The sequence below is a fragment of the Undibacterium sp. Di24W genome (assembly GCF_049340325.1).
In the GTDB taxonomy this organism is placed as follows: Bacteria; Pseudomonadota; Gammaproteobacteria; order Burkholderiales; family Burkholderiaceae_D; genus Undibacterium.
Map to the genome: position 1 here is coordinate 75,436 of NZ_JBMPOP010000002.1, position 12,200 is coordinate 87,635.

5 protein-coding genes are annotated in these 12,200 nt (G+C 44.7%); all 5 read left to right on the forward strand.

The window, feature by feature from the left end; genetic code table 11:
* The first annotated feature begins 62 nt into the window (after positions 1-62).
* Entirely contained in the window at positions 63-3,122 is a 3,060-nt protein-coding gene (locus tag ACO0KZ_RS03795; protein WP_422992909.1) for a TonB-dependent receptor, read from the forward strand.
* Between the two features lie 625 nt (positions 3,123-3,747).
* Positions 3,748-6,624: a TonB-dependent receptor gene (locus ACO0KZ_RS03800; protein WP_422992911.1), complete on the forward strand. Its 2,877-nt coding sequence runs from the start codon at positions 3,748-3,750 to the stop codon at positions 6,622-6,624.
* Positions 6,625-6,790: 166 nt separating this feature from the next.
* Positions 6,791-8,755, forward strand: a complete 1,965-nt coding sequence (locus tag ACO0KZ_RS03805; protein ID WP_422992913.1) for an alpha/beta hydrolase family protein — start codon at positions 6,791-6,793, stop codon at positions 8,753-8,755.
* Positions 8,756-9,033: 278 nt separating this feature from the next.
* Positions 9,034-10,611: an amidohydrolase family protein gene (locus ACO0KZ_RS03810; protein ID WP_422992915.1), complete on the forward strand. Its 1,578-nt coding sequence runs from the start codon at positions 9,034-9,036 to the stop codon at positions 10,609-10,611.
* A gap of 269 nt (positions 10,612-10,880) precedes the next feature.
* Positions 10,881-12,197 carry an HD-GYP domain-containing protein gene (locus ACO0KZ_RS03815; RefSeq protein ID WP_422992917.1) on the forward strand — a complete coding sequence of 439 codons (1,317 nt, stop codon included), beginning with the start codon at positions 10,881-10,883 and terminating at the stop codon, positions 12,195-12,197.
* Positions 12,198-12,200: the final 3 nt, after the last annotated feature.

The following is a 12,200-nucleotide window of genomic DNA, read 5'->3' on the forward strand; positions in this document are numbered from 1 at the left end:
TAAAGATAGTTATTCAAGAAATTAACCATCTTTTTGTTTTATTTATTAACCTAGGAAATTACATGTCCAAGAAAAATTCGGTTTTCAAGAAAACCTTAGTTGCACATGCATTAACTGTTGCGTTTGGTTTCGGCGTAGTCGCTGTTAGCTTACCAACTGTAGTGTTGGCGCAATCTAATGCAGCTGGTTCGATTTTCGGTAAAGCAGCTCCAGGCGCTACTATTCAAATTTTGAACTCAGACAATGGTGTTCGCCGTTCTGCGACTGCAGACACAACAGGCCGTTTCCAGATCACTGCATTGCCTATCGGCACATACAAAGTCGACTTGATGAGCGGCGGCAGTGTCTCTCAAAGCACAACGGTTGACGTCGTGCTGGGCCAAGGTACTGAAGCTGTTTTCGCTGCAGCTGGCGGCACAGTACAAGTTGTTCAAATCTCAGGTGCACGTAAGGCGATTGATATTTCCTCTACGAACAACGGCGCGTCTTTCACCGCTCGTCAATTAGAAAATCTGCCTGTCGCAAAAAGTGTTGAAGCGATTGTTCAGTTAGCACCAAATACAACGCGCGGCGATACACGCTTTGCGGGTAACGGTGCGTCCTTTGGCGGTGGTGCTGTTACAGAAAACTCTTACTACATCAACGGCTTCCCAGTTACTAATCCATTGACTGGTTTCGGTTCCTCTCAGTTGCCATACGGCGCAATTGCTGAAGCACAGGTTTTGACGGGTGGTTTTGGTTCTGAATTCGGACGTTCTATCGGTGGCGTTGTCAACGTCATTACTAAATCTGGTAAAAATCGTTGGGAAGCAGGCGCAGCGGTAACTTGGTCTCCAGATTCCTTACGCTCTGACCCTAAGGATATCTACTATTCAAAAACAGGTCGTACCTACAATGCTGCAACTGATGGCACTTTGTACCTGCGTCGCAATCAAAATACAGCAGACTCTAAGCAGTTGAGCGGTTATGTAAGTGGCCCAATCATTCAAGACAAATTATTCATGATGGTTGCGGCTGAGCAAACCAAGACGGACCAAGGCTTCGTAAATGGTACCCGTACAGCAACATCAAATGCAGTCAACGGCTGGAACGACCAAAAAACAACGGTTAATCGCTACTTGGCAAAATTCGACTGGAATATCGCTGACGAACACCGCTTAGAGTTTATGGCTATTGGTGATGCACCAGTGGTGAATATCAAACGTTCTGGTTACGATTATGCCACTGGCGCACGTGTCGGTACAGTGACCTCTGAACAAACTAACCGCAACATCAATGACAATGGTAACCAATTAAATGCATTGAAGTATGTGGGTGAACTTACACAAGATTTGACATTGACAGCAATGTACGGTCAGGCTAAGTCCAAACATGAAACCACTTTGGTTGGTTACAACGCAACGGCAATGGGTGTTGTTGCAGATGTAGCGAACCGTGTTCCAGGCTTGAGCTACACCAACCCACAATCATTTACCGCAAACGTGCCTGGCGTTGGCAGCAACGATTTGGTCAAGTCTGCACGTATCGATTTGGAATACAAGTTAAACCAACACACAATCCGTACTGGTTTCGACAAGTCTAAAACTGACTCACTTGGTGGCGCAACAACACCAGGCGGCGGCACATGGACGTATCTGAAAACGGATAATCCAAACATCGCAATTCCTGTAACAGGTGGTTCAGTTCCTGCTACAGCTAGCGGTGGCGGATACGGCGCGCAAGGTTACTATGTTTCCAAAGGCTACTACTCTGACGTAACAGAGTCACATGGTGAACAATCTGCGTTCTACCTTGAAGACAAATATCAAGTAACTAAGAACTTGATGGTTGTTGGTGGTATTCGTTACGAAGCTTTCTTGAACAAGAACAAGTTAGGTCAGAAGTTCTTGGATCAACCAGGTGAAATCAATCCACGTTTAGCGGTATCTTGGGACGTGAATGGCGATGCATCTTTGAAAGTATTCGGTACCGCCGGTCGTTATTCTGTACCTATCCCAACTAACATTGGTCTACGTGCAGCGGGTGCGACTTACAATGCAGTTCAATACTACACATACACGGGTACTGACGCGAATGGTCAACCACAAGGTCTGAAGCAATTGACGGCACCTATCTCTGCAAATAATGAATATGGACAACCGAAAGACGCCAAATCATTTGCTGCAAAAGATATGAAACCAACGTATCAAGACGAAATCACTTTCGGCTTTGAAAAGCAATTGGCACCAGAATGGAATTCCGGCGCACGTATGACTTACCGTACGTTGAAGTCTACAATCGATGATATATGCGACCATCGTCCATTCGATGCTTGGGCAGCACGTACGAAAACAACCATCACCAACGAAAACTTTGGTGCAGATTGTTACTTGTTTAACCCAGGTAAAGCAAATACTTTCATACAAGATATTTCTGGCAAGGGCGATTACAGATCCGTTGCTTTGAGCGAAGCAGATTTAGGCTTCACCAAAGCTATCCGGACTTACACGGCTTTAGATTTGTTCTTAGAGCATCCATTCCGTAATGGTTGGTATGGTAAAGTCAACTACACTTGGTCACGTAGCTACGGCAATACAGAAGGTCAAGTTCGTTCAGACAATGGTCAAGCTGACGTCTCTGTAACAGCAGCTTGGGATTACCCAGAAGTTCAACGTGGTGCTGAAGGTTTGTTGCCAAATGATCGTACGCATCAGATCAAAGCGTTTGGTTTCTACCAATTGAACAACGAATGGTCTGTTGGTGGTAACTTGTTGCTGGCATCTGGTCGTCCACGCTCATGCTTAGGTAACGATCCTAATCCAGGCAACTCTCCAAACTATTCTAACCAAGCTTTCTTCTGTTTCGGTGAAACAAGTGCACAGAATCAATTGGTACCACGTGGCAAGATCGGTAATTTGCCATTTGACAAACGTTTGGACTTGAATGTGACTTACAAACCAACATTCTTGGGTGGTATTGCATTCAAAGCAGATATTTTCAACATCTTCAATGCGCAAACTTTGCAAAACGTAGTCGAGGCTTACAACAGCAGTACTCGTATGAGCGCAAATTATGAGCGCCCACTCAGCTACACAGCTGGTCGTTCAGTGCGCTTCACAGCTGAATACAACCACAAGTTCTAATTTGAATTTGTAAAGTAGTTCGGTTTGTTATGATAAAAAGCCCCAATTCGTTGGGGCTTTTTTATTTTGACGAAAAATCTTGAAACTCTAGTGACTAAAATTTGGAAACAAAGGCATTTGTATAACAAATATTCGCTGATCACAGCGCAAAATTCGATGGTCTAATTCGTGTAAATTGAAGAGCATGAAGCTTATTAAATAGATTCAATCATCGGTCATATACCTAGAATTCCAAGCTCCAAAAAAAATACTTTTTGTCTCATTTTTATAAGACATTTAGCCACAAAATTTCCACAGTGCATGTAACAGTCTTAAAACAATAACTTATTAGCATGCAATGAAAATTACTGTGCAAATCATGTCGCAAGATAGCCACAAATGACACAGCGCCAAGTTAATCGTTGAGATAATCCTTCGCGATTAATAGGTTTTAAAAGTGTTTCACTTACTTGCAAGTTCCATCCGCAACTAAGAACATTTTCAAAAATTGCTCTTTTTCTTATCAAAATCGTTCGATGAGAAAAAAGAGACTGGAAAACCATAGTCGACCTGGCGAGTGTGATTGATAGTTGCATCTCAACGGGGGGGATACCCAAACTCAATAAAACACAACAAGGAGTAGATCTTGGATAGTCAATTCACATTAAAACGCAGCGTTATCGCGGTCGCGCTTACCTTAGCGTCGTCGCACGTCGTGTTTGCTCAACAAACTTCAAATGAGCCTGTAGTTCAAAAAATTACGGTTACTGGTTCTAATATTAAACGTACTGAAAAAGAAGGTACTTCACCAATTCATACAATTACGGCAAAAGAAATCGCTGAAAGCGGCGCTGCCAATATCGCTGAGTTGATGAAGCAAGTACCGTCTATGGGTTCAGACATCAACCAAGATTTAACTGGCGGTACTTTTGCAGCAGGTGTATCCACTGCATCTTTGCGCGGTTTAGGTTCCACCTCGACCTTAATTTTGTTGAATGGTCGTCGCATGACGCCATCAGCTTATGCTGACCCAAACAATGGTAACTCTACACTGTACGATCTGAACTCCATTCCTTTGAGTGCAATTGAACGTGTAGAAATCTTCAAAGACGGCGCATCAGCTGTCTACGGTTCTGACGCTATCGGTGGCGTTATTAACTTTATCACCAAACGTAATTTCCGCGGTGCTGAAGGTGGTATCAACCTCAGCGCAAACGATGATAGTAAATTCGGTCGTCAACGTGCTAATGCAACGTTTGGTATTGGCGACTTCGAGAGCAACGGCTATAACGCTTTCTTCTCAGTTGATTATTCGAAACGCGATCGCGTAGCTCGTGCTGATGTAAAAGATATCGAATATGACAAATACCTGACCATGAATGGTCGCTATGCGTCCCCATACTCCAGCTCAGTTTCCAAATATGCTTGGATTCAAAAAGAAACAGCTCCAGGCAGCAAAAACTTTGGATTGACACGCGCAAACATGGCAACCAATCTGGTAGCAGACATGAGCTGCCCAGACTCAGAAAAATTGACTTTAGGTGCTCGTGAAGCTATTTTGCCAACCAGTATTTTGTTCGGTCGCACTATCTGTAATTACAATGCCGACAGATATAGTGAAGCTCAAGGCGAAGCTAAAGATTTAAGCATGATGGGCGTTGGTAGCCTGAAGATCAATGACAACGTCAGTGCATTCGCTGAAGTTGCCTACACGAAGTCTGAGCGCCCATATACAGGTGCTGGTGCGACTTTGGGAACAGGTCAAACAACGAACTTCAAATCGACTGGTATTGCCGATCCCTTCCAAATCATTTTGCCGATCGGACATCCAAACAATCCATTCCCAACCGCACGTGCGTCTGTGTCCGTTCGCGTTGAAGACAAATTACGCAATCAAACAACCACCAATGAAAACGCTCGTGCCTTGGCTGGTTTAAAAGGCTCCAACTACGGTTTTGATTGGGAAACTGCAGTTTTGTGGAATCGTTCTGAGCGCTTACAAGAGTATGATAATTTCTTCTACATTCCAACTTTGAAGAAAATCAATACTGGCACATCGATGGCTGAATTGTTCAAAGATCCTACCTTGTTCAAGAACGTAAAGAACAACGGCAAAGCTGAAATTATGCAGTGGGATGCAAAAGCAACCACTGAATTCGGTAAGCTGGGTGGGGGTGCAATCGGCTTAGCAACCGGTGTAGAGTTCCGCGATGAGAAAATTGTATTGACGCCAGATTCTGATTTGGCGTCAGGTAATATTTTGGGGCTGAGTAACTCAGTGATTGACGGTAGCCGCAAAGTGTCATCAGCTTTCATAGAATTGCGTACACCTTTCTTAAAAAATTTCGAAATGGATTTCGCAGGTCGCTTCGATAAATACCCAGGCCTGAAAGCTAACTTTGTACCAAAAGTCGGTGCAAAATGGGATGTTAACAGCAGCTTGTCTTTCCGTAGCACTTATGCAGAAGGCTTCCGTGCACCTGCTCTGGTGCAAGTATTACCAGGCGGTTCACAATTCTTCTTAAGTGGCTTATGGGATCCGAAGCGCTGTGAAGCCGATGAGCAAACACCAAAACCAAATGCAACTGCAGCCGATTGCTCAAAATCAGCTTCTGGTACAGGTGGTGCTAACCCAGATCTGAAGCCAGAGACAGCGAAAAGCTACTCCTTTGGTATGATCTTGTCACCAACTAGCAATTTCGACATGCTGTTGGATTGGTACAAGATTCGTAAGCAAGGTGAAGTTATGCTCGGTAGTGCATTCCAAGCTTTGAAGGACGAAGATCGCTTCCCACAAAACATCGTGCGTGATCCTAATCCGGTCAACTGGGTTACTTTGAATGGTGTACCGGTACCAGGCACAGGTCCATTGTTGTCTATCAAAGAACCTTGGATCAACCAAGGTGCAACGGAAGTAACAGGTCTCGATCTTGAATTGCGTTTGCGCAACAATTTGGGTACTTGGGGTAACTTGTCATCCACATTGCGTGGCTCCTACCAAATCTCTTACAAGATTGCACAAGTCTTGGGAGACATCGAGCATAACGTCGCCGGTAAGCGTCCAGGGATATACGACTGGAACCTGAGCAGCGGTCCAGATACACCACGCTTCAAGGGTGGTATATCAACAAACTGGACTCAAGGGCCGCATAGCGTAAATGCTTCCGTTAGCTATGTTGGCAGTGTTTCTTTAATGCGTAACCGTGATGGTGAGACGATCTACCCAGCGGAATTCTGCTACTACGGTACGAAGAAAGCGACTGATGCCGCTCCAAACCGTAATACGGCAAACCCACGTTTCGAAGAGTTTGAGGAAAGCTGCAAAGTACCTGATTGGACAACGGTTGGTTTGGGATACACATACACAGGCTTCAAAAATCTGAGCTTGTCTTTGAATATCTCCAATATCTTTGATTCCAAAGCACCATACGATCCAGCTTATACAACTGCCGGCTACAACACTGGCTTGCATAACAACTACGGTCGTTATTTCACACTTAGCGCGAAGTATAAATTCAACTAATAGTGAAACTAGCTTGTTAATTAAATCTTCATTGATTTAAATTGTTAAGTCTAGCAAACGCCCCGACTCCGGGGCGTTTGTGTTTTGACTATGTGAATATAAATGCTTGAGTTTCCTAAAAGAAAAACTCATATAACTTCATTTACAACATAATTTGGAATCCACTATGAACAAAATTTCTTGGAAAGGCTTACTGCTAGCAGTTTTCCTGTGTGTCTCACCTATCGTCGTAGCACAAAATTCCGCTCTACCACCAATAGAAAATTTCTTTAAGCTTGATAAATTTGGCGCCTCTTCACTTTCGCCAGATGGTAAGAACATCGCCCTACTTATGGCAGGTCCGGATCAACGATTAGCACTCGCCATCATGGATACCGCAAGCAACAAACTACAAGTGATCGCCAAATATTCGAATTTAGATATCACCAGCGCCACCTGGGTAAATAACCAACGTCTTGTCTACAGCATGGGCGACCGCCAGATTGCCGCGGGTCAACAAAGAACCGGGCCTGGATTGATTGCCATCGATAAAGATGGAAAAAATGACCGTGAAATTATTGAGCGGACGAGTTCCGGCAGTGCGAAATTCCGTGTGCTCACCTCGGCTTATGGATTTGTGAGCGCAGTAGGAACGCCTGGCTCAAATGATATCTTTGTTATACAGCGCAGTGGTACACGCAAAGTGCCTTCAGCTACATTAATGCGTGTCAACACCATTGATGGCGTGGCAACAGGCATTACGACACCGATCAATACCAGCAACTTTATGATGGACAATCAGGGTGAAGTCAGAATTGCTATACGTACTATAGAAAAAATGACCACTGTCTTGTACAAAGATCCTAAAAATGAAACCTGGCGCACATTGATTGAGTATGACAATATCAAAGAAGATGGCTTTGCCCCAGAGGCTATAGGGCCAGATGGCAGCGTTTACGTAACCACATTCAATGGCAAAGACACTAAATCTGTCTACAAATACGATTTAGAGAACAACCGCATCATTCCAACGCCTTTAGTTGAATTAGAGGGTTTCGATTTTAACGGCACTCTGATCTTTGACAAAAAATCAAATAAGCTGATCGGTATCAGTTACCTCACTGATGCCAATGGCGTACTGTGGTTAGACGACAAAATTAAGAAAGTGCAAGAAAAAATCGATGGCATGATACCGAATATGACCAATCTCATATCGTTCCCGAGAGAGGGTGGCGACATCTTGAAGATCACATCCTTTTCCGACACCAATCCAGGCATGTCTTTTCTCTATAACATCGAAAGTGAAAAATTATCTGCGTTAAGCATGAGTCGCACGGAAATAGACCGTCGTCAAATGTCGAACAAGAGTTTCGTCCGCATCAAGGCTCGCGATGGATTGGAAATTCCTACTTACATCACATTGCCCAAAAACTCTACAGGTAAAAACTTGCCACTGATCGTCATGGTACACGGCGGACCTTATGTGCGTGGAGGTTCTTGGGGTTGGAATCCTCAAACACAGCTGCTGGCATCACGTGGCTACGCTGTGATTGAACCCGATTTCCGAGGCAGTGAGGGCTATGGTAAAAAATTGTTTCAAGCAGGTTGGAAACAATGGGGCTTGAAGATGCAAGATGACCTCGACGACGCACGTCAATGGGCGATCGATCAAGGCTATGCCGATCCTAAGCGCGTTTGTATTGCTGGTGCCAGCTATGGTGGCTACGCCACTCTGATGGGCTTAATCCGCAATCCAGATCTATATCGCTGCGGCATTAGCTGGGTAGGCGTTTCCGATATTAACCTTTTGTATGATGTTTCCTGGAGCGACAATTCTGAGCAGTGGCAAAAATATGGCATGCCGTTCTTGATTGGAGATCAGGAAAAAGATGCTGCTCAATTAAAGGCGACATCGCCATTGGAGCAGGCAGCACGTCTCAAGAATCCCTTAATTTTGGCTTATGGTGCCGCCGACGTTCGCGTACCTTTGGTTCACGGTACCAAATTTTATGATGCCATTAAGGACCATAACAAAGATGTCGAATGGATAGTTTATAAAGATGAAGCACATGGCTGGCGTCGTCTCGACAACAATATTGATTTCTGGGGAAAAGTAGAAAAATTCCTCGATAAACATATAGGCAAGCCGTAATTTCGAAGGGTCACAATGAAAATTGTGGCCCTTTTTTTTAGCTGCTGACAATGCACTAAAACTCATGTCCTAAATCGGAGAAGCATTGCCTCATACGAAGCCCTTTTTAGGTGCCCGCTGGAACCAATATATTCCCAAACCATCTAAAGTTGTACTACGCTATGGCGGGTAACAACTCTCAATTCACAACCAGTTGCCTTGATACCGATCTATTTCGAAGCAAATCCAAAAAATAATAGTCACTTGCTATTCCCAACATAGCACTTGGAGAAAATAATATGAAACTTTCCCAGAATGTTCGTTCGGCACTGCTAGCTTCTGCGATTACCCTGAACCTACTTAGCGCAAACGCACAGGAACAACACTTCAAAGTCAGCCCCGCGCCTGATCGTCATGAAGGCCAAGGCCCTTACTCCCAACTGATCCTACGCGAAGTCACCGTCATTAACGGTACCGGCGCACCAGCATTTGGTCCAGCCGATATCGTCATAGAAGGCAATAAAATCACCCAGGTGGTGATCGTTGGCACACCTACTTCCAATATCCGAAGTAATCGCCCTCAGCTCAAAGCAGGAGGCAAAGAAATGCAATTGGCAGGGCATTATGTGATGCCAGGCATCATTGATATGCATGGCCATATTGGTGGTGCAGAGCAAGGCACGCCAGCCGAATACGTGTACAAACTGTGGATGGGGCACGGTATTACAACGATACGTGATCCGTCATGCGGCAATGGTTTGGAGTTTTGTTTAAGCGAGAAAAAACGTAGCGCAGAAAATAAAATTACGGCGCCGCGCATTCTGGCCTACCCTTACTTCGGACAAGGTCAGAGCGCACCATTTACCAATCCCGAACAAGCACGCGTTTGGGTACGCGATATGAAAGCCAAAGGTGCGGATGGCTTGAAGTGTTTCGGCTACCGCCCGGATATTTTGCAGGCAGCTTTAGAAGAAACCAAAAAACAAGGCATGCGCTCGGCTTGCCACCATGCTCAGATCGATGTCGCACGTGTCAACGTTCTCAATACCGCACGTTGGGGTTTAACTTCGATGGAACACTGGTATGGATTGCCGGAAGCTCTATTTGATGGTCAGACAGTTCAAAACTATCCCGCCGACTATAACTACCAGAACGAACAACAGCGCTTTGCCCAAGCTGGTCGCTTGTGGGCGCAAGCCGCTAAGCCGGGCACTGTAAAGTGGAATGCGGTGATGGAGGAATTATTGAAACTTGATTTCACCATCGATCCGACCTTCACTATTTATCAGGCGGCACGTGACTTAATGCGCGCTCAGCGTGCAGTTTGGCACGATGAATATACCTTACCTTCGTTGTGGAAATTTTATTCACCTAACCCAGATTCGCACGGCTCATTTTTCTTCGACTGGGGCACCGAAGATGAAGTTTCGTGGAAAGAAAATTATCGTATGTGGATGCAGTTTGTGAATGAATACAAAAATCGTGGCGGTCGCGTCACGGTTGGCTCTGATTCGGGGTTTATTTACAAGTTATATGGTTTCGGTACGATAGAGGAATTAGAGTTATTGCGTGAAGCGGGCTTCCATCCTTTAGAAGTCATGAAAGCGGCAACCCTATCAGGTGCAGAAGCGCTGGGCATCAATCAAATCACCGGCAGTATCGAAGCAGGCAAATTAGCAGACCTGGCAATCCTAGACGAAAACCCATTGGCGAACTTTAAGGTCTTGTATGGCACGGGACATACAAGATTAAAACCAAATGGTGAGGTACAACAAGTTGGCGGTGTCAAATACACAGTAAAAGATGGAATCATCTATGATGCCAAACAACTTTTAGCAGACGTGAAAGCCATGGTGAAACAATCTAAAGGAAAATGAATCTAGTTTCATACGAAACGCCCTTTTGGGCGTTTCAACTTTCGCGGTAACAGTTAACGCCTAACTGACGGCAAGTACGCTAACAACAGAAACTTAAATCTTGGAAATTTTAACCATTATTCACAATTGGATATTTTTTTGTTCGTCGCGTAGTGCTTCAAAGATTACACTATAGGATCAAGAAAAGCCGAAAGGAAATGGATCAGTTTTTTTGCAATTGAAACATGCCTGTGCTATCGTCAATTGATTCCCCTACTTAGCAGCCAAAGATGTCAGACGACTCTCAACTCATCGCCATCGAACAAGTCAAGATTGGCATGTTTATCAAACTCGATCTGAGTTGGTTTGAGCATTCGTTCTCCATGAATTCGTTCAAAATCACCAATCAAGAGCAGCTCAATGAACTCTTAGCGCTTGAACTCAAACACATACGCTATATACCATCCAAGTCGGATTTAACGCTGGTCAATGCGAACAAAACAGTAACAACAGCTAAGTCCGATAGCACCGCTAAAGTCGTCGTTTTTGACAGCATAGTAGAAGCAAAAAAAGCGCGCTTTGAAAAATTAATGCGTCAACGCGACGAATTAGCACGTTGCGAAGAACAATTCGTCCAGGCGGCAACGATTGTTCGATCAATCGGCAAAACCATATTTTCGCAACCAGAAAAAACCATTAAGGAAGCCAGCAAACTAATCGACAGCATTGCCGATATTTTTTTAGATTCGAACGATACGGTAATGCATCTGATACAGCAGACTGGCGCGAATGAAGATCTGTATTTCCACACTTTGAATGTCTCCGTATTGGCAATGATGCTTGCGAGCGAAATGAAATGCAGCGAGGCGCAAATCAAGTCAGTAGGTATGGCAGCGCTGTTTCACGACATAGGAAAAGTCAATATCCCGGATAAAATTTTAAACAAAACCGAAGCACTGACAAAACCTGAGCAAAATTTCTTTGAGCTACACACCCAGTATGGCGTGGACGTGGGCAGCAAAGCCGGCTTACCACCAGTAGTGATAGAAGTGATAGCTCAGCACCACGAACATATGGATGGCAGCGGGTACCCACAAAAATTAAAAGCAGATGCTATACGTATGCCGACTCGCATCGTGACCATCGCCAATGTTTATGACAATTTATGTAATCACCTTGACCCCAGTCAATCACTGACGCCACATGAGGCCCTGTCGATGATGTACGCGCATCGACGCGCCCAGTTTGATCCAGCAGTAATGGCAACGATGATAAAGAGTCTCGGTGTTTATCCACCGGGAACCATCGTTCGCCTGTCCAACGAGGCTGTTGGACTGGTCATGAATGTGAATGTTGGTAAGCCGCTGCGACCACGCGTCTTGGTATATGACGCCGAAATTCTCAAAGAAGATGCCATTATTTTGGATTTATCAGAAGAAGGTGCTGATCTGTCGATTACCGCCAGCATACGTCCAGGCTTACTGCCAAAAGCAATCTTCGATTATCTGAACCCACGCAAACGTGTTAATTATTACTTTGATTCTAAATCAAAACGCTCGTCTAGTGGCAGCACCAATGTCGGCACCGGCACCGGCACCAACAGATAAGTC

Excerpts from the sequence above, each read along its gene's own strand:
- ACO0KZ_RS03795 (WP_422992909.1), top strand. The coding sequence starts at position 63 with ATGTCCAAGAAAAATTCGGTTTTCAAGAAAACCTTAGTTGCACATGCA.
- ACO0KZ_RS03805 (WP_422992913.1), top strand. The coding sequence starts at position 6,791 with ATGAACAAAATTTCTTGGAAAGGCTTACTGCTAGCAGTTTTCCTGTGT.
- ACO0KZ_RS03810 (WP_422992915.1), top strand. The coding sequence starts at position 9,034 with ATGAAACTTTCCCAGAATGTTCGTTCGGCACTGCTAGCTTCTGCGATT.
- ACO0KZ_RS03815 (WP_422992917.1), top strand. The coding sequence starts at position 10,881 with ATGTCAGACGACTCTCAACTCATCGCCATCGAACAAGTCAAGATTGGC.